The organism is Roseovarius dicentrarchi (assembly GCF_003316635.1).
Taxonomy (GTDB): Bacteria; Pseudomonadota; Alphaproteobacteria; order Rhodobacterales; family Rhodobacteraceae; genus Roseovarius; species Roseovarius dicentrarchi.
In genome coordinates this window covers 38,552-61,603 of record NZ_QNQP01000020.1, presented here as the reverse complement: position 1 = coordinate 61,603, position 23,052 = coordinate 38,552, and the positions used below count along the sequence as shown (strand labels likewise).

Here is a 23,052-nt window from a genome sequence, read left to right as displayed (position 1 = left end):
GCTTTACGACCCGAAGCGAGTGCCGGGGCCCGTTGCTTCGGCCCTGTGTTGGGCACATGCCCGCCGCAAGTTCTTCGAACTCGCGGATGTCGAGAAGAACATTCGCAAGGGCAAGAACTCCAAGGAGATCTCGCCGATCGCGTTCGAGGCGGTTCGGCGCATCGATGCCCTGTTCGAGATCGAGCGCGACATCAACGGCGAAGCCCCCGCTACCCGCCTCGAGGTGCGACAACGCCTGTCGGCCCCGCTTGTCGCCGATCTGAAACGCTGGCTGCGCGGTGAACGGGCGCTGCTCTCGAAGCACGCCAAGGTCGCCAAGGCGATCGACTACCTGCTGTCGTCGAACCACTGGCCGGGCTTCACCCGGTTCCTCGAGGACGGTCGCATCTGTCTCAGCAACAATGCCGCCGAGCGGTCCTTGCGAGGCGTGGCCCTCGGCAGAAAATCATGGCTATTCGCCGGGTCCGAACGGGGTGGGCAGCGGGCCGCCGCCATGTATTCCCTGATCGGCACGGCCAAACTGAACGGTATCGATCCGCAGGCCTGGCTCGCTGACGTCATCGCCCGCATCTCCGACATGCCGGTCTCACGCCTGCACGAGTTGCTGCCGTGGGAATGGAACGCAGCAACGCACCAAGTCAAGGCTGCCTGACCGCGGCCCTCGGCGGATGTTTACGTTTCAGACCATAAGCTGTCGGATTCGCGAACATCGCGTGTCCGAAAATCGCTTGGAGTTCAGGTCTTGTGAAAGCCAGACGGGAAGGTGCCTGCTGGACCTTGCTTCCGGTGTTGACGCGAACACCCTGTGCTGGATTGAATTCGATATGGCCGTTCTCGACTGCCCAGTTCAGGACGCTCGACAGGTGCGATAGCCACTTCATGTTCACTGTTTTTGGTGCCAAAGTCGAAAATGGTTCTGTAAGCTTCGCGTTTGCCTTGATCGCTTCGGGTAAAGTCATGCCGGAGAAGCGCATTGTGTAGCGGTTTGGAGTCTTGAGCAGGGCTTGCTTGTAAGCGATGACATGCTTTTTCGTAATCGCAGCAACCGCAATATCCTCCTCCATGAACTCATTGAACATTCGAACGGCATTTCGATGCTCTTCCATCGTTTTTGGCGCTAGCGTGCTGCCACCTGCTGTTCGCTCATCATGGAACGAAGCCAGTGCTTCGCTGAGGGCCAGTCCTTGGTCGCCCTTGATACCTGTCTGTGCTGAGGCTGGTTTAGGATCTGGCGATGTGAGCAGTGGATCGGACGGCTGACCTGAAAAATCACCTCTGTCGCGTTCGAGTGTGCGTTCCAGCGCCTCAATTTCGGCGCGGGTCATTGCTTCTGCGAGGTCACGCCAAACCTGTGTGTCGCGCTGCACGTCAAGACCGTTATCATCAAGATAGCGTTTCACCGCAGGCTCGATCCAGCGAGTTTCACCCGTGCTGAAACTCGATCGCAAAGCATTTAGACGCCGCTGCCTGATATTGCGGTCAAAATAACGTGCGCCAGCCATGAGCTCAAAGTCTGTTGTCGCATTGATGATGGAGGTTACGCTCTGGCGCTTCTCGCGCTGCGCCTGGTTAAGGCTTTCAAGGGCACGCTCTTTTTCGGCGTCGATCTGAGCTTCCGTAGGCATGGAAACGCGCTTTTGCGCGTCAGCATTGATTGTGCAGTTATAGTAGTTCTTTGCGGCGATGGAGAGTATGTCAGAAGGCAAATTCTTGCGCGCTTCGAGCACCTCACGCGCCTCCTCTATCGTAGCGAAGAATCGACTAAGGATTCGATGTGCCATCCGCTCACGCGCCCGAGTGTCTGAAGGCAAGCCTCCCTCGACCAGTTCACGTTGTCCGATAATCGCGCGCAACTCGTCGGGAACTGTTAGCCGAACAATCCATTTTCCTCTAACTTGCTGAACGTATTTCATTGCTGCCTCAATGACCCATTTGTAGCAGGTCTTGTAGCAGAGTTTGTGGCGAGCACCCCTTAAAAGTAGGGGTTCTCTGTATTTTCAATAAGCTATGGTGGGGTAGGGTGAGAGGCTGGACAACGACCCAAGCGGGGCTCGTTACGGCTGCTTCCTTCCGGATCTGACCGGGTTGGCGAGGCGCCTGCCCGCGCCAACCTCTCAGGACTTCACTTAGCGGGAGGCGGCCGGTTTTGCAAGGGGCAGTGGCTATAATAGCGTTCGGTGGTTCATGCTGCCGCATCTGCGCATATGACGGCTGTAGTGGCATTGTGCCGCGCCACGCTCTTAGTGGGTCAATCGCCTTCAAACGCGCAAAGCGTCTGCACGGTCAGTCCCATTGCCTCCAGCCGGGTCCGGCCGCCCAGATCGGGCAGATCGACGATAAACGTGCAGGCCACGATGTGGCCGCCAAGCTGGCGAACCAGCCGCGCCCCTGCGGTTGCGGTGCCGCCCGTCGCCAGCAGATCGTCGACGATCAGCACCCGCTCGCCGGATTGCACGGCATCCTCATGCAGCTCAAAGACGGCCTCGCCATATTCCAGACTGTAGCTTTGCGCGATGACGCGGCCCGGCAGCTTGCCCGCCTTGCGCACCGGCACGAACCCGGCGCCAAGGCGATGCGCAACAGCGCCGCCAAGGATGAAGCCGCGCGCCTCCAGCCCGATCACCCGGTCGATTCCGGTGTTCAGGTAGGGCTGTGACATCTGCTCGATCGTCATGGCAAGGCCGTCTGCATCTGCCAGCAATGTCGTGACATCGCGGAACAAAATGCCCGGTTTCGGGAAATCGGGGATGGTGCGGATCAGGTCGCGGATCGTTGGCTGTGACATTCTGGCGTCCTTGAGGGTCTTGGCCCTGTTCTTTTGCGTGGATCGCCCCGCTTGCGCAAGCAGATCAGGCGGGGCCGCGCCGCAAAAGAGCTGTCATCAGCCCCATGCAGACCAGCGCCGCACCGCCCGCGCGCGTGATCCAGTCAATCACACCGGGGCGCACAAGGCGCTTGCGAAGGCGGTCCGCCAGGATCGCCCAGGCCAGCGCGTTAAGCGCGGCAAGCGTCACAAAAGTGACGACGAGGATCGCGCATTGCGGCAGCAAAGGCGCGTCCAGCGTCAGGAATTGCGGCACAAACGCAATAAAAAATGCGATGGATTTTGGATTGAGCGCCGTCACAGCCGCCGCGTGAAGCAGCACGCCGCGTCCGGTGATATGCGCGCCGGGCGCCGCAGTAGCGCCCTTCGCGGCGCGTGCGCCACCGCCCGGCGCGCTGCGGATCAGCTTCACGCCCAGCCACACCAGATAGATGGCGCCGGCCCATTTCAGAATGGTAAACAGCGTCGCCGACGCCAGAACCAGCGCACCAAGTCCCATCAACGACGCGCTCATTGCGGCCAGATCGCCAATAGCCACCCCGACAGCGGACGCAACCGCAACGCTGCGCCCCTTGGACAGCGCATAGCTCAGCACCAGTAGGACGGTCGGCCCCGGTATCAACAGCAGCGCGGTCGAGGCGGCGACAAAGGCCAGCCACAGATCAATGGGCATCGGCACGATCCTGTTGCACTTGCGAGGTCACTCCGCCACCCTGTTCAACACCCGGCCCGCCACGGCGTCAAGCCGGGCCAACATGCCCGGATCGCGCGCATCCGGCGCGGTCAGGATCGCGTATTCCAGCGCGTGATCGCACCCATCGGGGCAGGGCGCGCGGTCCTCGCCCAGCAGCGCAGGCAGGGCGCGCACCATCTCCTTGCCCCGCGCCGCATTCGCGGTCAGCGTTGCGATGATCGCGGTCACATCAACCTCGCCGTGGTCGGGGTGCCAGCTGTCATAATCTGTGATCATCGCGACCGACGCATAGCACAGCTCCGCCTCGCGGGCGAGTTTCGCCTCGGGCATTCCGGTCATGCCGATGACGTCGCAGGCCCACTTCTCGCGATACAGACGGCTTTCGGCAAGAGTCGAAAACTGCGGTCCTTCCATGGCCAGATACGTGCCGCCGCGATGAACGCGGGCGCCTGCTGCTTCGGCGGCGCTGGCGCAGGCATTGCCAAGGCGGGTGCAAGTGGGCTGCGCAACCGACACATGCGCCACGCATCCAGCGCCGAAAAATGATTTTTCGCGCTGTATCGTGCGGTCAATATACTGGTCCACAATGACAAAATCGCCCGGCGCCATGGCTTCGCGAAACGACCCGCAAGCGCCGACACTGATCACGTCGGTCACGCCCAGCCGTTTGAGCGTATCGATATTGGCGCGGTAGGGCACCGTCGACGGGCTATGCGCATGTCCGCGCCCGTGCCGCGGCAAAAACGCTATCGGCGTGCCATTTAGCGTTCCGGTCAATATAAGGTCGGATGGCGCGCCAAAAGGGCTGTTCACCTCGCGCCATTCCGCGCCCTCCAGCCCGTTCATATCGTAAATACCCGAGCCGCCGATAACGCCAATCATGGAATGTGCCAAACGCTGTCCTTTCGTCACTGCGATCAAGGTTTAAGCGCCATGGACATGGATGAAAAGCGCCGCATTGGCGGCGCGCGGTGAGAAAATTCGCGAATTTTCTCAGGCGGCGGCCGTAATTTAAGGAAATGGTAGGGGGTTTGTGTCCAGATCGGTGTGGTCAAGGAGGCGGGCGGCAGGTAAACGGGCCACTTACTTGCACCCGGATGATGACAGGACGCACACCGTGAAAACCTCACTGGCCGCTTTTGCCAAGACCATCTCGATGCCCGATCTGCGTGTGATGCAGGACGAAAAGCTCAGCATCGGGCGGGTCCGTATCGAATTGCTGTCGGGCCTGACCGTTGCGCTGGCGCTGGTGCCGGAGGCTGTGGCATTTGCCTTTGTCGCGGGGGTGCATCCTTTGGTCGGGCTTTACGCCGCATTCCTGGTGGGGCTTGTCACGGCCGTTATCGGCGGGCGGCCCGGCATGATTTCGGGCGCAACCGGCGCGCTGGCGGTGGTCATGGTTGCGCTGGTCGCGCAGCACGGGGTTGAGTACCTCTTCGCTACCGTGGTTCTGATGGGACTGCTTCAGGTCACGGCAGGCGTGTTGAAATGGGGGAAATTCATTCGGCTTGTGCCGCATCCCGTCATGCTGGGCTTTGTCAACGGTCTGGCGATTGTCATTTTCCTCGCGCAGTTGGGCCAGTTCAAGGTGCCGGGTACGATGGTCGACACCGGACACGGTATGGGCGGCGGTGTCTGGCTTAGTGGGCAGCCCCTGTTGCTCATGCTCAGCCTTGTGGCGCTGACGATGGGGATCATCTGGATCATGCCGCGCATTACCCGCATCATTCCTGCGCCGTTGGCCGGGATCGGCGTGGTGGCGGCGCTGGTGATTGTCTTTGGTCTTGACGTGCCGCGCGTCGGCGATCTGGCATCCATTCAGGGCGGGCTGCCGTCCTTTCATGTTCCGATGGTGCCCTTGACCATGGAAACGCTTGAGATCATCCTGCCCTATGCCATCATTCTGGCGGCCATCGGCCTGATCGAAAGCTTGCTGACACTGAACCTGGTTGGTGAAATGGTGGGCCGCCGGGGCGGGGCAAGCCAGGAATGCATCGCGCAGGGCCTTGCCAACACGCTGACCGGATTTTTCGGCGGCATGGGCGGCTGTGCGATGATCGGCCAGTCGATGATCAACGTCAAATCCGGGGGGCGCACGCGCATCGCGGGAATCGCCGCCGCGCTGTTCTTGCTCATCTTCATCCTGTTTGCCGCACCCCTGATCGAACAGATCCCGCTCGCGGCGCTGGTGGGGGTCATGTTCATGGTGGTGATCGGCACGTTTGCGTGGAATTCGCTGACGATCCTGCGCAAGGTGCCGGTGACGGATGCGATGGTGATCGTGCTGGTGACAGCCGTCACGGTGAAATATGACCTGGCCATTGCCGTGGTCGTCGGTGTCATCGTTTCGGCGCTGGCGTATTCCTGGAACAATGCCAAGCGCATTCACGCCACCACCCGGCTGGATGACAGCGGCGCGCGCGTCTACAGTATCGAAGGGCCGCTGTTCTTTGGCTCTGCGGAAGGATTTGGGGAGTTGTTCGATATTGACGGCGATCCTGATACGGTCATCGTCGATTTTGACCAAAGCCGGGTTGTGGACCAGTCCGCGCTGCAAGCTATCGAAACTTTGGCCGGTAAGTACCAGACCGCTGGCAAAACGCTACAGCTGCGCCATCTGAGCCGGGATTGCCACCGCTTGCTGACCAAGGCCGGGCATCTGATGGTCGATAGCGATGATGATCCTGAATACATGATTGCGGTGGATTACGATGTACGCACCGGCGTTCTGGGCGCGGGGCATTAAGTGCGCCTGCCGTAGCGCGGATCGCCCCCGCTAAAGCCCGGCAATGAGGTTGCCAATGAAAATGGGCCAACGGCCCGTTGTCCGGATTGTGCGGCGGGATGTGCCGTGCTACGCGCTGCGCCGTTGACGCGGGCGATACTTGCGAAAGGCAACGCGGTGCTCGAACTCAGACCGGAGATATCCAGCGACTGGTGGGAGGTCGAGGCGCTGCTCGACCTGTGCTTTGCGCCGGGCCGCGAAGCGTTGTCCTCCTACCGTCTGCGCGACGGGGTGCCGCCGGTGCCGGGCCTCAGCTCGGTCGCGCGGGATGCAAGCGGTATTCTGGCCGGCGCAATACGTTACTGGCCGGTTCAGGTCGGCGGCGCGCCTGCGCTGCTGCTGGGGCCAATCGCCGTCCACCCGACCCATCAGGGCGAAGGGCTGGGCGGGTACATGATGCGCGGCTCGCTGGCAGTGGCGCGCGATGCGGGCTGGGACCGGGTCATGCTGGTCGGGGACGCGCCTTATTACGGGCGCTTCGGGTTCCGGCGGCTGGACGATGTCATTATGCCGCCACCAACCAACCCGGACCGCGTGCTGGGACTGGACCTGACTCCGGGTAGCTGGAACGGTATTGTCGGAAAAGTGACACGCGCAGCTTGAAACCGGTGGGTAACATGCTGATCTATGTCCGATGATGGATTATCTTGACCCCCCGATAGACAAGGCAGAGGTGGCTCTGCGGCTGGACGCGCTGGTGCAGCGGCATGCGCGTGCGGGTAATCTGGGCATGCAGGTGCTCAATGTTCTGGGGGGCCGCGCCGAAGCGCTGGTGGAAAAGCTGCCGGACAGCGTGCGCGACCGGCTGGAGGGCGGCACCGAACAGGCGCTGACCATGGCAATGGGCGCCGCGCAGCGATCGCGCGGGGTGGTCGGCGGGCAACCCAGCTGGCTGAACCGTGCGGTGACAACGGCGATGGGCGCGGCCGGCGGATTTGGCGGCCTGCCCTCTGCGTTGGCGGAATTGCCGATCACGACAACGGTTCTGCTGCGTGCGATACAGGATGTCGCTGCCGAATATGACTTTGACCCCGCCGAGGAAGGGGTCCGCTTTGATTGTGTGCAGGTTTTTGCCGCTGCCGGGCCGCTGGACCACGACGATGGCGCCGATCTGGCATTTTTGACGACGCGTGTCGCGGTCACAGGCAAGGCGATGCAGGCGTTGATTTCGCGCGTGGCGCCCCGGCTGAGTGTGGTTCTGGGCCAGAAACTGGCCGCTCAGACGGTGCCAATCCTGGGCGCTGCGGCGGGGGCGGCGACCAACTACGTCTTTACCAGCTATTATCAGCAAATGGCCCATGTGCATTTCGGCTTGCGGCGGCTTGCCATGGATGCGGACATGCCCCATGCCGAGGTGGTGGAGAAATTCAGGCAGCGTATTGCGGCCCCCGTTGTAAAGACCTCGAAACGTTAGAGTTTCTCGCGCAGGTAATCCAGCACGGCAGGGCGCACCGACTGATCGCCGCGCCGTCCGGCCTCATCTATGACGCTGCGCAATTCGTCCAGATCGGTCCGGCGCAGGATGGACTTTACCGGCCCGATTGAGGCGGGGCGCATCGACAGCGTGCGGATGCCGATTGCCGCAAGGCAAGCCGCCTCGACCGGTCTGCCGGCATCCTCGCCGCAGAAGCTGAGCGGCGTGTTTGTGGCCAGGCAGCGTTGCGTGATGCCCTGAAGGAACGTCAGAAAGCTGACGTTAAGCGTGTCATAGCGGCGGCGCACGCGCTCATTCTCGCGGTCGGCGGCAAAGAAGAACTGTTTCAGGTCGTTGCCCCCGATCGAAAGGAAATCGACATCGCGGTAAAACTGATCCGGCGCGTAGGCAAGGCTGGGGGTTTCCAGCATGGCGCCCAGTTTCATGGTGGCGGGCATGGGGTGACCAAGGATGCGCTCGCGCTCCAGCGCCTTGTCCAGCTCGGCGCGGCCGGCATCGAATTCCTCGCGCTGGGCGACGAAGGGGAACATCACCGACAGGGGGCGCCCGTTCGCGCCGCGAATGAGCGCCTGAAGCTGCATCCGCATGACGCCCGGTTTGTCCAGACCCACCCGAATCGCGCGCCATCCCATGGCCGGGTTCGGCTCGTCCGTGGGTTTCATATAGGGCAGCACCTTGTCCGAACCGATGTCGAGCGTGCGAAACACGACCTCGCGCCCCTTGGCGGCATCCATCACGCGGCTGTAAAGCTCGCTCAGCTCGGCCCGTTTGGGCATTTTCGTGCGGACAAGGAATTGCAGTTCAGTACGGAAGAGACCCACACCCTCGGCACCGGAATTTTCAAGGCTGGGCAGGTCGGCCATCAGCCCGGCGTTCATGTTCAGCGCCAGGGTCTGACCGCAAAGGGTGGTGGCGGGCTTGTCCCGGATCGACGCGTAACGCTCCTGCGCCTTGGCTTGCATCGCCATCTTGTCGCGGAAGGCGGCGATGATCGTCTCGCCGGGGCGCAGATGGGCGATGCCCTGATCGCCATCGACGAGGATGGGGTCGCCGTTCATCGCTTCGGTCGTGATGTTGCGGGCGTGTATCACCAGCGGGATCGCCAAGGCGCGGGCGACGATGGTGGCGTGGCTGCCAACGGCGCCTTCCTCCAGCACGATACCCTTCAGGCTGCGGCCATAATCCAGCAGCTCGGCGGGGCCGATATTGCGCGCGATCAGAATGGGATCGGGCGGCATTTCAGCGGCAGTTCCGGTGCCTTGCCCGGTCAGGATGCGCAGCATGCGGTTGCTGAGATCGTCCAGATCATGCAAGCGGTCGCGCAGGTAGGCATCGGCCACCTGTCCCAGACGGGCGCGGGCGGTGGATTGTTCCTTTTCCACCGCAGCCTCGGCAGACAGGCCGCGGTTGATGTCCTCTTCCATGCGGCGCATCCAGCCTTTGGAATTGGCGAACATGCGGTAGGCTTCCAGCACTTCCAGCTGTTCCTTGTCGCCGAAACGGGCGCTGGTCAGCATGCGGTCCACGCCGACGCGCAGCTCGTCCACGGCCTCGTTCAGGCGCTCAAGCTCGCGCACCGGGTCTTCGCCGATGAGGTTGGTGACGATCACGCGCGGCTCATGCAGCCAGACATGGCCGCGCGCCGCGCCTTCCTGCGCGGTAGTGCCGCGAAACTGGACGGGGTGCTGGTGGCGCGCCTTCATCGCGGCGCCATCGCCGATAAAGGCGCCCAGTTCTGTCATTTCGGCCAGCACCATGGCGATGACTTCGACCGCGTACACCTCTTCTTCGGAGAAGCTGCGCGCATCGCGCGACTGCACCACCAGAACGCCCAGCTTTTCGCCCAGCCGCTGAATCGGCACGCCCATGAAGGACGAATAGCCCTCTTCGCCGATTTCGGGCATGTAGCGGAAACCGGGCATGTTTGGCGCATCATCTGTATTGATGACCTGACCGGTGCGCGCGACGCGGCCCACCAGACCCTCGCCCACGCGCATCCGGGTATTGTGGACGGCCTCGGGGTTCAGACCCTCGGTCGCGCACAGCTCCAGCATGTCCTCGTCGCGGAAAAGGTAGATCGAGCAGACCTCGATGCGCATTTCCTCGGCGATCAGCCGGGTGATCTGATCCAGACGCGCCTGACCTGCGGCATCCTCGGCCATGACGGCGCGCAGGCGGCCCAGCATTTGCCGGCTGTCAGTCTGGAAATCATGGCTCATCTGCGTGGTGCTCTCGCGCCTTTCTGTATTCGGGCGAAATGCGCCGCGCGTGGTGGTGCGGGAGCCTTATCCGGCCTTGTCCAGGTCAAAGGCATCATGCAGCGCCTGAACGGCAAGTTCCATGTATTTCCGGTCGATCAGAACGGAAATCTTTATCTCGGAGGTTGCAATCACCTTGATGTTGATCCCCTCGTCGCTGAGCGTGCGGAACATTTTTGCCGCCACGCCTGACTGGCTGCGCATGCCGATACCAACGGCCGAGATTTTGGCAACATTGGTGTCGGCTACCAAATGACCATAGTCAATATTGCCGGCCTCGACCGCCTTTTTCAGGGCGTTTTCCGCGCGCGCGACCTGTTCGGTCGGGCATGAAAAGGTCATGTCGGTGCGCCCGTCTTCGGAAATGTTCTGAATGATCATGTCCACATTCACCCCCGCCTCGCTGAGCGGGCCAAAGATGGCGGCGGCGATGCCGGGCTGATCGGCGACGGACATAAGGGTCATCTTGGCCTCGTCGCGGGAATAGGCGACGCCGGTCACAACTTTGGATTCCATGATTTCCTCCTCGGCGCAGACAAGGGTGCCGGCGTCATCTGATTGTTCCTCAAAGCTGCTGAGCACGCGCAGCTTGACGTTAAACCGCATCGCCAGTTCGACCGAGCGGGTTTGCAGCACCTTGGCACCCAGGCTGGCCAGTTCCAGCATCTCCTCATAGGCGATGCGGTCCAGCTTGCGCGCTTTGGGCGAAATGCGCGGATCGGTGGTATAGACGCCGTCGACATCGGTGTAGATATCGCACCGCTCGGCGCCCATGGCGGCAGCAAAGGCAACGGCAGTGGTGTCCGATCCGCCCCGGCCCAGCGTGGTGATGCGCCCCTCGGGGCTGACGCCCTGAAAGCCGGCGACGACAGCCACGCGCATGCCCTCGGCGAATTTGGCCATGATGTTTTCGGGCGGAATATCCAGGATGCGCGCGGCGGAATGGGCGCTGGAGGTCTTGACCGGCACCTGCCAGCCCTGCCAGCTGCGCGCGGGAATCTCCATTTCCTGCAAGGTCAGCGCCATCAGGCCGGCGGTGACATTTTCGCCCGATGACACCACGGCGTCATATTCGCGCGCGTCATAGAGCGGCGACGTCTCGCCCACCCAGCCGACCAGTTCGTTGGTTTTGCCGGACATGGCCGACACGATGACGATCACGTCATAGCCTTTGGCCACTTCGACGCCGATACGTTTGGCAACGCGGCGGATGCGGTCAAGATTGGCGACGGAGGTGCCGCCGAATTTCATCACGAGAACGGGCATGATTGCGTCCCTTGCGGTAAGTTCGGGGGCGGTTTACGCGCGGCAGCGGGCCAGCGCAATAGCGGGGATCACGCAGGAATGATCAGCCGCGCGCCTCGCGCACCATTTCGGCAAGGGCTGTCATCGCGTCATCGGCCCTGTCCAATGGGACAAACAGATGGTCGTGATAGAATCCGGCGACCGGATTCACCCCCATGCCAAGGCTGGCCAGCCGGGTCGTGATGCGGGCCAGAAACCCGACCGCGTCCAGTGCGGAATGGACAGTCAGCGTGATCATGCGGCAGGGAAATTCAAACGGCAGGCCCGCAGCGGTTGCCGCCTCTTGCGTGAGGATCAGGGTCGTTCCCTCAGCCTCTTGCATGATCATGCGCGGCGTCAGGCCCGGCGGCACAGTGCGGTCCGGCAGTGTGGCAAAAACGTAAGTGGCATGGTCCAGCACGGGCGCCATGCCGGAAAAAAGCTGCGTAAGATCGTGACTGCCGGTCATTGACGCGCCTCTGGTCAGGGAAATTTTGGTGGGTCAGTTTACCTTGCGCATCGGACGGAAGGGAAGGGGCAGGATCGGCACACCATCCGCGACCAGCTTGCGCGCCTCGTCTGCGCGCGCCTCCCCATAGATGGAGCGTTCGGGCGCCGTGCCGTCGTGCATTTCGCGCGCCTTGCGGGCGAAATCTTTGCCGACATATTCGGAATTTGCCTGCACCTCCTTGCGCAGGCGGGCAATGGCCTGCTGCGCGTCCGTCTCAGGCGTTCCGAGCGCGGCAGGTTTCGGCGCTGTGCGCGCGGACTGGACGCTGGGCGCCATGATCGCCTTGGTGACATCGGCGCTGCCGCATTCGGCGCAGGTGATCAGGCCCGAGCGCGCCAGCTTGTCAAAGGATGCAGCCGACTGAAACCAGCTGTCAAAGCGGTGATTTTCCGCGCATTTAAGTGAAAACTTGATCATCTATCCGGGTCCGTTCCTACCTATCCAAGATATAGGCATTGCCGTGGATATCAAGCGCGGCCCGTCTGTCACGCCCTGAGCAGGGCCGGATCGAAACGGGCGATCATATTGGCCAATTCAGGCTCGTCCACCAGCTTGGCCGCCTTCTTGGGGCGCAGCCATTTACGTTTGCGCTGGCCAGCCTCGGGATAATCCGCGGCGACCTCCTGCACCTTGAGCGCGTAGAGCATCGCCACGCAGGGCAGGTCGCCGCCCGGCACGCTTTTGCGATAGTGATAAAGGCCGAGGCAGCGCGGATGAATCCGCCCGCGCACGCCGGCCTCTTCCCATGCCTCGATTTCGGCGCTTTGCGGGGGGGTCTTGCCGTCCATCGGCCAGCCCTTGGGCACGATCCAGCGCCCTGATCCGCGGCTGGTGATCAGCAGAACCTCCGGCTTGCCACGTCGCATCCGATAGCACAGCGCCCCAAACTGCGTGCGCAATCCGGTTTTATGCGCGTCGCTCATGTCGATTGGAATATGCGTCGATGGGGCGGCGATGATAGGGTTCCTGCGGTTGGCGTCCTGCTGCAAGGTTTTTGGACTTTAACGCTTGCCTTTGCCAATCATATGGCGAGGATCGCGGGAATAACAACAGCTTGCAGTATGTTCCCGGACGGCGCAGCGCATCATACCGGGACATGTGCAACGTATTGGAAGATGGTGAAGAAACCGATGATGATGAAATGCACCCCACTCGCCCGGCGGCTTTTGCGCCGGTTTACTGCTGTCACTGCGCTATTGTTGCTGGCGGCGCCAGCCGTGCACGCCGATGATCGCACCGTGGTATTTGCCGCAGCCTCCCTGCGGGACGCGATGGAGGAAATCACCGCGCTTTATCCCGGCGAGGTGGCGGTATCGCTCGGGGGCAGCGGTCTTCTGGCGCGGCAGATCAGCGAGGGGGCGCCGGCCGATGTGGCGTTTTTGGCCAATACAGACTGGATGGACTGGTTGGAGGCGCAAGGCGCGGTAGATCCCGCGCGCCGCGTGGCGCTGGTAGGCAATGCGCTGGTTCTGATCGCCCCGGCCAAGGCGCCCGATCTGCCAGATACGGGCGCACCGGCCCTGCTGGAGCGTCTGGCCGGCGGGCGCATGGCCATTGGCCAGACCGAAAGCGTCCCGGCCGGCATGTATGGGCGCGCGTGGCTGGAGGCATCGGGCGCCTGGGACGCGCTGCTGCCGCATCTGGCCCAGACGGATAACGTGCGCGCGGCGCTGGCGCTGGTCGCGCTGGGCGAGGCGCCGCTGGGCGTGGTCTATGCCACCGATGCCGCGGCAGAACCGGCGGTGCGGGTGGTTCACCGCGTGCCGGATGGCATGCATGACGCGATCATTTACCCAGCTGCGGCGCTGACCGATGCGGGCGTCCCGTTCATGGAATTCCTGCAAGGTGACAAGGCGCGCGCAGTGTTCGAGGCGCATGGTTTCGTGCCGATGGCACCCGCGCCCTGATGCTGGACGCCGCCGCATATACGGCGCTGGCGCTGTCGCTAAAAGTGTCGCTGATCGCGACGCTGTTCAGCCTGCCGGTGGCGATTGCGGTGGCGTGGCTGCTGGCGCGGCGGCGGTTTCCGGGCCATGCGCTGGTCAGCGCGCTGGTGCATTTGCCTCTGGTGCTGCCGCCGGTGGTGACGGGCTATCTGTTGCTGCTGACCTTTGGCCGTAACGGCGCGGTTGGCGGGCTGCTGGACTCGCTGGGGATCGTGCTGGCCTTTCGCTGGACCGGGGCGGCGCTGGCCGCCGCTGTCATGGGGTTTCCGCTGATGGTGCGCGCCATCCGCCTGTCGATCGAGGCGGTCGACCCCAAGCTGGAGGAGGCGGCGGCCACCCTTGGCGCCGGGCGCTGGGCGGGGTTTGCGCGCGTCACGCTGCCGCTGATCGGGCCGGGGATCCTGGCCGGCGCGGTCATGGGGTTTGCCAAGGCGATGGGCGAATTTGGCGCAACCATCACGTTCGTCGCCAACATACCGGGCCAGACGCAGACGCTGCCCTCGGCCATCTACGCCTTTTTGCAGGTGCCGGGCGGGGAGGGGGCGGCGCTGCGTCTGGTGCTGCTGGCCTCGGGGGTGGCCATCGGCGCGGTACTGCTGTCGGAATGGCTGGCGCGGCGCATGGCGGCAAGGATCGGCGCATGAGCCTGCAAGTGGATATCGGGCATCAGTTTGATGATTTTGCGCTGGAGGCCGCATTTACGGCCGGGCCGGGTGTGACGGCGGTGTTCGGCGCCTCGGGGTCAGGCAAGACGACGCTGGCAAATGCGGTTGCCGGGCTGCTGACGCCGGACCGGGGCCGGATCATGCTGGGCGGTGATGTGCTGCTGGACAGCGATCAGGGTATTTGCCTGCCCGCGGCGCGGCGCCGGATTGGCGTGGTTTTTCAGGAAGGGCGGCTGTTTCCGCATCTGAATGTGGCGGACAACATCGCGTTTGGCGCGCGCTATGCGCCGCGCGGTGCGCCGGGCCCCGACCAAGATGCGATCATCGCCATGCTGGGCATCGGCGCCCTGATGCAGCGCCGCCCGCGCAACCTGTCCGGCGGGGAAAAGCAGCGCGTGGCAATCGCCCGCGCCCTGCTGATGCGGCCCCGCCTGCTGATCATGGACGAGCCGTTGGCCGCGCTGGACGGCCCGCGCAAGGATGAAATCCTGCCCTATCTGGAGCGGCTGCGCGATACCGGCACGGTGCCGATCATCTATGTCACGCATAGCATGGCCGAAATAGCGAGGCTGGCGGACCGGATCGTGGTACTGGGACGGGGCCGGGTTCTGCGCCAGGGCGACGTGACCGACGTGTTGAGCGATCCGGCCATGGTGCCGCTGATCGGCGTGCGCGAGGCCGGGTCGGTTCTGATGGCGCGCGTGGTTGAGTGTTATCCGCGCGGACTGAGCCGGCTTGAGACAGGCGGCGGCGATCTGCGCCTGCCGGGGATCACGGCAGAGGTCGGGAAAACATTGCGCATCCGGGTGCTGGCGCAGGACGTTCTGGTGTCGCTGGTCCGGCCCGAAGGCCTGTCGTCGCGCAATATCCTGCCTGCGGTGATTGATGATATTCACCGTGGCGACGGGCCAGGGGTGGCATTATCGCTGCGCATCGGCTCGGCAAAACTGCTGGCGCGCATTACGGCTGATGCGCTTGAACAACTGGCGCTGCGGCCCGGTCTGGAATGCTACGCCGTGCTCAAGGCAACGGCGGTTGCGCGCGCAGATATCGGCGGGTGACTGCATAAGGTGCGCGGCAAATTCTGCCGTGCGTTGCCAGCTTATCCACAGGGATGGCGGCCAGAGTTGTCTGAATCGAACAATCCGGTCTATTCCGCCAGATGGCAGGCGGCCATCGTGCCACTGTCACCGATGGGGCGCAGGCGCGGACGCTCGGCGCGGCAGATATCCTGTGCGATAGGGCAGCGCGGCGCAAACGGGCAGCCTGGGGGCGGATTGACCGGATCGGGCAGCTCGCCCGGTGTGCGCGGGGCGTCAAACGATCCGCCGCTGAGCTTCGGGATCGCATCCAGCAGCAGCTGCGTATAGGGATGTTTGGGCGCATCGTAGATTTGGCTGGTCTGGGCCAGTTCCATGATCTGGCCCAGATACATCACCGCGACGCGATCGCCGAAATGCTCCACCACACTCAGATCGTGGGTGATGAACATGTAGGTCAGATCACGTTCGTCCTGCAAATCGTTGAGCAAATTCAGGATTTGCGCCTGAATGGACACGTCCAGCGCCGAAATCGGCTCATCCGCCACAACGAAGGCGGGGTTGGTCACCAAGGCACGCGCAATCGCGATGCGCTGGCGCTGGCCGCCGGAAAACTCGTGCGGCAGCTTGCGCTGCCAGCTTTGATCGCAGCCGGTCGCGTCCAGCACATCCTCGACCTGGGTGCGCACATCCGCTTCGGATTTTTCGGGCATCAGGTGACGGATCGGTTCTGCCAGCGTCTGAAACACGTTGCGGCGCGGGTTCAGCGATGCGTAGGGGTTTTGAAACACCATTTGCATATCGGCACGCACCGGTTTGCGCGTTGCCTCGTCCATTGTGTCGATGCGCTGCCCGCGAAAGTAAATCTCGCCCGAGGAGGGCGACAGCAGCCCCATGATGGCGCGGCCCAGCGTCGTCTTGCCGCAGCCGGATTCGCCGACGACGCAGAACGTCTCGCCCCGCTGGATTTGTACATCGACGCCGGACAGCGCGTGCAGAACCGGCTTTTCCCGGCTGAGAAAATGCGAGGGCAGGGGAAATCGCACTTCCAGCCCGCGTGTTTCGACGATTGGATCTGTCATTTTGCTGTCTCCGCGCCCTCAAGCATCTCGGTTTCATGCATCGGGTGAAAGCAGGCGACGCCGCTTTGCAAGGGGGGCATGGTGGCCCGGCATTCATCGGTCGCGCGTTCGCAGCGCGGATGATAAGGGCAGCCGGCCGGCAGATTCGTGATCGGCGGCATGGAGCCGGGGATCTGATACAGTTTGGCCCCGCGCGTGGAATTCTGCGGAAGCGCCTTCAGCAGCCCGACGGCATAGGGGTGTTTCGGCGCGTCGATGATATCGCGGGTGCGCCCGGTTTCGACGCATTTTCCGGCATACATGATCATCAGACGTTCGGTCACTTCGGCCACCACACCCAGATCATGCGTGATCAGGATCAACGCCACGTCGTTATCACGGCAGAGCGTCAGGATCAGGGACATGATTTCCGCCTGGATGGTGACATCCAGCGCTGTCGTCGGCTCGTCCGCGATGATCAGCTCGGGGTCGGTCAGCAGGGCGATGGCGATGACAACGCGCTGGCGCAGGCCCCCCGACAATTCGTGCGGGTAGGCGTCCATCCGGCTTTCCGCCGATGGAATCGCCACAAGCTTGAGCTTTTCGACGCTGAGGCGATGCGCCTCCGCCGTCGAGATTTTGCGATGCGCCTTGAGCGTTTCGATCATCTGTGTGCCGATGCTGAGCACCGGGTTCAACGTCACCATCGGATCCTGAAAGATCATCGAGATGCGGTTGCCACGGATCGACCTGATCTGCCGGTCCGACATGGTCAGAAGGTTGTGACCATCGAAGTTTACGCTGCCCTTGCTGACGCGGCCGGGATCGGCGATCAGGTTCAGGATCGCAAAGGCAAGCATGGATTTGCCGGCACCGGATTCGCCAACAACGCCCAGCCGCTGGCCTTTTTCCAGCGTCAGATCGACGCCGCGCAGGGCCTCAACCTCGCCTTTTTTGCCGCGCGGAAAGGCGACGTGCAGATCGCGGACTTCTAACAGGGCCATCAGTCGTCTCCCCGGCGCAGTTTCGGGTTCAGGGTATCACGCAGCCAATCGCCCAAGAGGTTCAGCGCCAGCACCAAGGCGACCAGAACGATGGCGGGATAAAGCGTGATCCACCAGCTGCCCGAGAAGATGAATTCAAAGCCCGAGCGGATCAGCGACCCCAGCGAGGGTTTGTCCACCGGCATACCGAGACCAAGGAAAGACAGGGCCGCTTCGGTCATGATTGCCTCGGCGACCTGAATGGTTGAAATCACCAGCACGGGTGTCAGCGTGTTGGGCAGGATGTGGATCCACATCACCTTGCGCGCGGGCAGGCCGATCACACGGGCGGCGTCGACATATTCCTTGTTCTTTTCGCCCAGAACGGAGGATCGCACGGTACGCGCAAATTTGGGCCATTCAGCCACGCCGATGATGACGATCAGCATGATGATCGCATAGTCGGCATAGATGTTGGCGTCGAATGCGGTCTGAAACAGGGCCAGCGCGATGATTGCAATCATCAGGGTGGACAGCGACATCTGGATATCGGCAAGACGCATCAGAAAGCTGTCGACCCATCCGCCGCGATACCCGGCCCAGAGGCCGATGCTGACGCCCAGAATGCCCTGCACGACGACGGCACCTATGCCGATCAGCAGCGAGATGCCGGTGCCGTAGAGGATGGTGCTGAACACGCCGCGCCCCTGGGCATCGGTGCCCAGCCAGAAACGCCCGTCTCCGCCATCGCGCCATGACGGGGGCAGTTCGCTGTCCATGATGTTCAGTTGCAGCAGGTCATAGGGGTTTTGAGGGGCAATCCACGGCGCCAATGCGGCCAGAACGACCAAAATCAGCAGGACAATGCCGGCACCGATGGCAACAGGGTCCGACAGGAACCGTTTGAGAAAGCCGCGCCAGGTAATCATGATTTGGCTCCTGGCAGTTTGACCATCGGATTGATGAGTGTGTAGACGAAATCGACGATGGTATTGACGACGACAAAGATCAGGCCGACGACGATGATATATGCGATGATCAGCGGTGTATCGACGCGGTTCACAGCCTCAAGAAACAGGAAACCCATACCCGGCCACTGAAACACAGTTTCAGTCAGGATGGTGTAGGCGATCAACGTGCCGATCATCAGGCCGCCGACGGTGACAACGGGCAGTAACGTGTTGCGGAATGCATGGACGTAGCGCACGCGCGGGGTGCTGAGGCCCTTGGCCTTGGCAAAGCGAACGTAATCGGTGCCCATCGCCTCCATCATTTCGGCCCGGATCAGGCGGATGAAAAGCGGCAGCATGATCGACGACAACGCGATGCAGGGCAGGATCAGATGTGCCAGACCGTCAAGCGTCAGAAAGCCCGTGTCCCAGCCCCAGGGCAGCGTCACGGTATCGCCGCGGCCAAAGGCCGGTAGCCAGCCCAGCTCGACCCCGAACAGCCAGACCAGCAGGATCGCGGTCAGGAAGACCGGGACCGAGATGCCGATGATCGAGGCGGTCATGATCGTTTTGGCCAGCCATCTGTCATGGTTGATCGCGCAATATATGCCGCCGGGTATCGACAGTGCGAGGAATATGACCACGGAGCCTAGGACCAGCTCGAACGTGGCCGGGAATTTGTCCAGAATGACATCAAGCGCGGGGCGCTTGAAGAAATACGAATTGCCCAGATCGCCTTGCACGGCTTTGCCAAGGAAGCGGCCGTATTGCACCAGAAACGGATCGTTCAGGCCCAGCTCGTCGCGCATCACCTCGCGGTCGGCTTCGGACACGGATTGTCCGACCAGTTCGCGCAGGGGATCGCCCAGATTGTCCTGAATCGAAAACCCGATCAGGGAGATGACGAACATCACGATCACAGCCTGAACGGCGCGCCGAATGAGAAATGCGATGATGTGCATGGTTGGCTATCGTCTCTGGCGTGTGCTGGAGGAATGGACCGTGTGCTGAAGATGAGTGGCGTCTAATCTCAGGCGGGACGCTGCGTCAACCCCCGCGATGCGGGTGACGTCGCGGCGGGCCGGCGTAAAACCGGCCCGCCGCGTTCGGTTATTCCTGAATGATCAGGTCACCCAGATACGGGAAGTTCATCACGTTCAACACAGGCTCGACGTCCACGCCCTTGCGTGCGGCCCAGGCCAGATCCTGCCAATGCAGCGGGATAAACGCGGCATCGTCATACAGCAGCTTTTCGATCTGCTGCAGATCTTTGGCCCGCTTGTCTGCGTCCGTTTCGGTCAAGCTGGCCATGGTCATCTTGTCGACCTCGGGGTTGGAATAACCGCCTGAGTTGTACTGACCTTTGCCTGTGTCGGCGTCCGGCGTCATGTTGAGGAATTCAAAGAAGTTTGCCGAATCCTCGGTGTCCGAATGCCAGCCGATCATCATGATGTCTGCCGCGCGCTCGTCATATTTGGGCCAGTATTGCGCCTTGGGCATTGTGGTCAGGTCGATCTTGATCTTGATCTGAGCCAGCATTGCAGCGGCCGCTTCGCAAATCTTGTAATCGTTCACGTAGCGGTTGTTCGGGCACATCATGGAGGCGCTGAAACCGTCGGCATAGCCGGCCTCTTCCATCAGCGCCTTGGCCTTGGCAACGTCAAAGCGGGGCGTCAACTCGGGGTTGTGTCCGACATAGCCCGCGGGCGAGTTTTGCGCCGCAACGGTGCCGAAACCCTTCATGATTTTCTCGACAATGCCCTCGTTGTTGATGGCATGGACCATCGCCTGACGAACCTTGGTATTTGCCAGCGCCTCGTTGCGGTTCTGGTTCAGTTGCAGCGTGATGATGCGCGTGCCGGGCAGTGTGATCAGGTCGACATTCTTGTCGTTGCGAATACGCTCAAGATCGGTGGGCGGCACAGGTGCGATGAAATCCACGTCACCGGACAGCAGGGCGGCAACGCGGGTCGGCGCCTCCTTGATCGGGGTCAGGATGGCGGTCTGTACGTTGCCGGGGCTGTTGGTATCCCAGTAATCGGGGTTGCGCTTGAACACCATTCTCACGCCCTGCTCGCGCTCGGAGATGGTGAAGGGGCCGGTGCCGGACACGTTCTTGGACGCAAAGCTGTCGCCGTGTTTGGCGATTTCTGCGCCGCCTTCCTCGTAGAACTTCTTGTCCATCGGGAATACATATGTGGCGGTGTTCAGGATCAGCGGGCTGGGGCCGTCTGTCTTGATCTCGATCGTGGTGTCGTCAATCGCGGTGGCCGATGTCCAGCCCGAGAAGATACCCTTGAAATCAGGCGAGGATTTCAGGCGTTCGATGGTCCATACCACGTCTTCGGCGGTCATCACGTTGCCGGTGTGGAACTTGACGCCCTCGCGCAGGGTAAAGCGCATGGTGGTGTCGTCGATCCGCTCCCATTCGGTGGCAAGGCGCGGATCAAAGCCGTGATCGGCGTTCCAGCGTACCAGCGGGTCCGATACCATGTGGCTGAGTTGCAGCGTACCGCCTGAGAGCTGTTCGTGCGGGTCGAGCGAAACCGGATCGGCGTCGTAGGCAAAGTTCAGCGTCTGTGCGGACACCAGGCTGCCCGCGCCCAGCAGCAAAGCCGTGGCTGAAGCTGTGGCAAGAGTGCGAAGTGATTTCATCTAATATCTCCCTGATGATAGATGCGCGCGGCATTTGTACGGCCTGCGCGCCCGGATGCGTCACGTTGTCCCGAATCCGGGCGCGTGTAAAGACCGGCTTCCTCCTCCGGGCTAGCAGTGAAGTGTAAACAGACCGTTCAGATGCATGGATCAGGGGCGGTTTTCTTCTCGCCGGGTCGGCTGCGTGGCAGATTGCGGACGGTTTTAGCTGGGCCGCGGCCTTGACCCTGTGCTGCACGGGTAATAGTGATCAAAACGCTCAGGCATAGGCGCCTGGTGTCTGGGGAATTTGTTGACCGAACGGCTGATGTACCGGCTGGCCTGGGTGGTCGCAGCGTTATGCGTGGCGCCGATTGTTGCGGCTGCGCTGGCGGCTTTTGGCGGCGACTGGGATACGTGGCGCGATGTGTTGTCGACGGTGCTGCCCCGCTACACGGTGACCACTCTTGCGCTGGTGGCGATTGTCGGCACCGGCGCGGCTGTCATCGGCACGTCCACCGCATGGCTGGTGACGGTCTACCGCTTTCCCGGTGTGCGCTGGCTGGAGGTTGCACTGGCGCTGCCGCTGGCCTTTCCGGCTTATGTACTGGCCTATGCCTACACGTCGCTGCTGGATCATCCCGGCCCGGTGCAGACGCTGCTGCGCGACGTCACGGGATGGGGCCCGCGTGACTATTGGTTCCCCGAAATCCGCAGTTTGGGCGGCGCCGCGCTGATGCTGACGATGGTGCTGTATCCCTACGTTTATTTGCTGGCGCGGGCGTCGTTCCGGCAACAAAGCTCGAACGCGTTTCTGGTGGCGCGCACGCTGGGGCGCCCGCCGCTGGGCGCGTTCTGGGCGGTGGCGCTGCCGATGGCGCGCCCTGCCATTATGGGCGGCACGTTACTGGCGATCATGGAGACGATCGCCGATTATGGCACCGTCGCGTTCTTTAACGTACAGACCTTCGCAACGGGCATTTATCAGGCGTGGTTTTCACTGGGCGAGCGGGCGACAGCGGCGCAACTGTCGCTTTGCCTGCTGAGCTTTGCGCTGCTGCTTGCGGGGCTGGAGCGCGCGCAGCGCGGCAAGGCGCGGCGTGCCGGGCGTGGCGGCGCGCGGTTTGAGGTGCTGACCAAACCGGTGTTAACCGGATGGAAAGGATGGGGGGCTATGATGATTTGTCTGGCCCCCGTTTTGCTGGGCTTTTTGATCCCGGTTGTGATGCTGGGCGTCATGGCGTGGGGATCGGGGCAGAGCATTATTCAGCCACGTTACCTGTCGCTGATGGGCAATTCGGTGACGCTGGCCGCCGTCGCGTCGGTGTTGACGGTGATCGGCGCGATCCTGATCGGATTTCGCGCCCGCACCAAACCGGGGCGCACGTCGCGCGCGCTGGTTGTGGGGGCGGGGCTGGGTTATGCGGTGCCGGGCGGGGTGATTGCTGTCGGTTTGATGGTGCCGATGGCGGGGCTGGACAATGCCATTGACAGCTTCATGCGGGACAATTTCGGTATCCGCACCGGGCTGCTGATCACCGGGTCCATCTGGTTGATGGTGCTGGCGTACATGGCGCGGTTCATGGCCGCCGCGCTCAACGCCTATGATAGCGGCATGGCGACGGTGCCACACCATTTCGATGCCATCGCGCGCAGTCTGGGCCAGGGCTCGGCCAAGCTGCTGTGGCGGGTGCATCTGCCGGTTGCGCGCACGTCGGTTCTGACCGCGCTGCTGATCGTGTTCGTGGACGTGATGAAGGAACTGCCCGCCACGCTGATCCTGCACCCGTTCAACTTTGACACGCTGGCGGTGCAGGCCTACCGGCTGGCCGCGGACGAGCGGCTGCGCGAGGCGGCGGTGCCGTCGCTGGCGCTGGTCGGCTTTGGGCTGATCCCGGTTCTCTTGCTGTGCCGCACGATTGGCCGCGAAAGCGCCTGATCCAAGAGGCCAGCAAGGCACCGCCCCGGCGGACCGGGGCGGG

Annotated in this window: 22 protein-coding genes and 1 other RNA gene; 8 read left to right on the top strand and 15 right to left on the bottom strand. The window is 62.5% G+C overall.

The genetic code is table 11. The features are described 5' to 3' along the window. The coding region (gene tnpC / locus DQ230_RS13515; protein WP_113913141.1) for an IS66 family transposase at positions 1–652 on the top strand (652 nt) is incomplete at its 5' end. Here tnpC and DQ230_RS13510 read toward each other — a convergent pair. From DQ230_RS13510 to DQ230_RS13490, 5 genes are all read right to left on the bottom strand, one after another. Beyond that, positions 639–1,913 (bottom strand): phage integrase SAM-like domain-containing protein, encoded by a 1,275-nt coding sequence (locus DQ230_RS13510; protein ID WP_113913131.1) that lies wholly within the window; start codon positions 1,911–1,913, stop codon positions 639–641. The two genes, tnpC and DQ230_RS13510, sit on opposite strands and share 14 nt — an antisense overlap. 106 nt (positions 1,914–2,019) lie before the next feature. Continuing rightward, positions 2,020–2,116, bottom strand: an RNA gene (gene ffs, locus DQ230_RS13505) — signal recognition particle sRNA small type. Between the two features lie 132 nt (positions 2,117–2,248). Then, positions 2,249–2,785 carry an adenine phosphoribosyltransferase gene (locus DQ230_RS13500; protein WP_113913130.1) on the bottom strand — a complete coding sequence of 179 codons (537 nt, stop codon included), beginning with the start codon at positions 2,783–2,785 and terminating at the stop codon, positions 2,249–2,251. Between the two features lie 64 nt (positions 2,786–2,849). After that, positions 2,850–3,497 (bottom strand): LysE family translocator, encoded by a 648-nt coding sequence (locus DQ230_RS13495; RefSeq protein ID WP_113913129.1) that lies wholly within the window; start codon positions 3,495–3,497, stop codon positions 2,850–2,852. Between the two features lie 27 nt (positions 3,498–3,524). Continuing rightward, complete coding sequence (locus DQ230_RS13490) at positions 3,525–4,400, bottom strand: S-methyl-5'-thioadenosine phosphorylase (protein WP_420820891.1); 876 nt, start codon at positions 4,398–4,400, stop codon at positions 3,525–3,527. A gap of 274 nt (positions 4,401–4,674) precedes the next feature. On the opposite strand from DQ230_RS13490, the gene DQ230_RS13485 reads away from it, so the two are divergent. The 3 genes from DQ230_RS13485 to DQ230_RS13475 all read left to right on the top strand — a co-directional run bounded on the left by DQ230_RS13485 (position 4,675) and on the right by DQ230_RS13475 (position 7,717). Further along, complete coding sequence (locus DQ230_RS13485; protein ID WP_113913140.1) at positions 4,675–6,264, top strand: SulP family inorganic anion transporter; 1,590 nt, start codon at positions 4,675–4,677, stop codon at positions 6,262–6,264. A 156-nt stretch (positions 6,265–6,420) separates the two neighbouring features. Further along, a complete protein-coding gene (locus tag DQ230_RS13480; protein WP_113913127.1) occupies positions 6,421–6,906 on the top strand; it encodes a GNAT family N-acetyltransferase in 486 nt (161 codons plus the stop codon). 34 nt (positions 6,907–6,940) lie between these two features. Then, a complete protein-coding gene (locus tag DQ230_RS13475; protein WP_113913139.1) occupies positions 6,941–7,717 on the top strand; it encodes an EcsC family protein in 777 nt (258 codons plus the stop codon). Here DQ230_RS13475 and ptsP read toward each other — a convergent pair. The 5 genes from ptsP to DQ230_RS13450 form a co-directional block, all read right to left on the bottom strand. After that, positions 7,714–9,957 carry a phosphoenolpyruvate--protein phosphotransferase gene (ptsP, locus tag DQ230_RS13470; RefSeq protein ID WP_113913126.1) on the bottom strand — a complete coding sequence of 748 codons (2,244 nt, stop codon included), beginning with the start codon at positions 9,955–9,957 and terminating at the stop codon, positions 7,714–7,716. The genes DQ230_RS13475 and ptsP overlap by 4 nt on opposite strands. A 66-nt stretch (positions 9,958–10,023) precedes the next feature. After that, on the bottom strand, positions 10,024–11,262 hold the full coding sequence (locus DQ230_RS13465; RefSeq protein ID WP_113913125.1) for an aspartate kinase: 1,239 nt from the start codon (positions 11,260–11,262) through the stop codon (positions 10,024–10,026). A gap of 82 nt (positions 11,263–11,344) precedes the next feature. Further along, the gene (locus DQ230_RS13460) at positions 11,345–11,749 is read right to left on the bottom strand and encodes an ACT domain-containing protein (protein WP_113913124.1); all 405 of its coding nucleotides are present in this window, start codon (positions 11,747–11,749) and stop codon (positions 11,345–11,347) included. A gap of 33 nt (positions 11,750–11,782) precedes the next feature. Further along, positions 11,783–12,208: a DUF1178 family protein gene (locus DQ230_RS13455; RefSeq protein WP_113913123.1), complete on the bottom strand. Its 426-nt coding sequence runs from the start codon at positions 12,206–12,208 to the stop codon at positions 11,783–11,785. A gap of 68 nt (positions 12,209–12,276) precedes the next feature. After that, on the bottom strand, positions 12,277–12,714 hold the full coding sequence (locus tag DQ230_RS13450) for an NUDIX hydrolase (RefSeq protein WP_113913138.1): 438 nt from the start codon (positions 12,712–12,714) through the stop codon (positions 12,277–12,279). A 192-nt stretch (positions 12,715–12,906) separates the two neighbouring features. Here DQ230_RS13450 and modA point away from each other — a divergent pair, with 192 nt between their 5' ends. Genes modA through modC form a run of 3 tightly spaced genes read left to right on the top strand, consistent with a single transcriptional unit; the run spans position 12,907 to position 15,463 of the window. Further along, positions 12,907–13,698, top strand: coding sequence for a molybdate ABC transporter substrate-binding protein (gene modA / locus DQ230_RS13445; protein ID WP_238987538.1), 792 nt, complete (start codon positions 12,907–12,909; stop codon positions 13,696–13,698). Then, entirely contained in the window at positions 13,698–14,381 is a 684-nt protein-coding gene (modB, locus tag DQ230_RS13440) for a molybdate ABC transporter permease subunit (protein ID WP_203228076.1), read from the top strand. Before modA ends, modB begins: the two co-directional genes overlap by 1 nt. Further along, on the top strand, positions 14,378–15,463 hold the full coding sequence (modC, locus tag DQ230_RS13435) for a molybdenum ABC transporter ATP-binding protein (protein WP_113913121.1): 1,086 nt from the start codon (positions 14,378–14,380) through the stop codon (positions 15,461–15,463). The genes modB and modC overlap by 4 nt, the downstream gene beginning before the upstream one ends. Before the next feature lie 89 nt (positions 15,464–15,552). On the opposite strand, the gene DQ230_RS13430 is transcribed toward modC, so the two are convergent. The 5 genes from DQ230_RS13430 to DQ230_RS13410 all read right to left on the bottom strand — a co-directional run bounded on the left by DQ230_RS13430 (position 15,553) and on the right by DQ230_RS13410 (position 21,091). Further along, positions 15,553–16,524: an ABC transporter ATP-binding protein gene (locus DQ230_RS13430; RefSeq protein WP_113913120.1), complete on the bottom strand. Its 972-nt coding sequence runs from the start codon at positions 16,522–16,524 to the stop codon at positions 15,553–15,555. Further along, positions 16,521–17,507 (bottom strand): ABC transporter ATP-binding protein, encoded by a 987-nt coding sequence (locus tag DQ230_RS13425; RefSeq protein WP_113913119.1) that lies wholly within the window; start codon positions 17,505–17,507, stop codon positions 16,521–16,523. Before DQ230_RS13425 ends, DQ230_RS13430 begins: the two co-directional genes overlap by 4 nt. Continuing rightward, complete coding sequence (locus tag DQ230_RS13420) at positions 17,507–18,415, bottom strand: ABC transporter permease (RefSeq protein ID WP_113913118.1); 909 nt, start codon at positions 18,413–18,415, stop codon at positions 17,507–17,509. The genes DQ230_RS13425 and DQ230_RS13420 overlap by 1 nt, the downstream gene beginning before the upstream one ends. Beyond that, entirely contained in the window at positions 18,412–19,398 is a 987-nt protein-coding gene (locus DQ230_RS13415) for an ABC transporter permease (RefSeq protein ID WP_238987537.1), read from the bottom strand. Before DQ230_RS13415 ends, DQ230_RS13420 begins: the two co-directional genes overlap by 4 nt. A gap of 148 nt (positions 19,399–19,546) precedes the next feature. Next, positions 19,547–21,091, bottom strand: a complete 1,545-nt coding sequence (locus tag DQ230_RS13410) for an ABC transporter substrate-binding protein (RefSeq protein ID WP_113913117.1) — start codon at positions 21,089–21,091, stop codon at positions 19,547–19,549. Between the two features lie 307 nt (positions 21,092–21,398). On the opposite strand from DQ230_RS13410, the gene DQ230_RS13405 reads away from it, so the two are divergent. Next, positions 21,399–23,009 carry an ABC transporter permease gene (locus DQ230_RS13405; protein ID WP_113913116.1) on the top strand — a complete coding sequence of 537 codons (1,611 nt, stop codon included), beginning with the start codon at positions 21,399–21,401 and terminating at the stop codon, positions 23,007–23,009. The last annotated feature ends 43 nt before the right edge of the window (positions 23,010–23,052 follow it).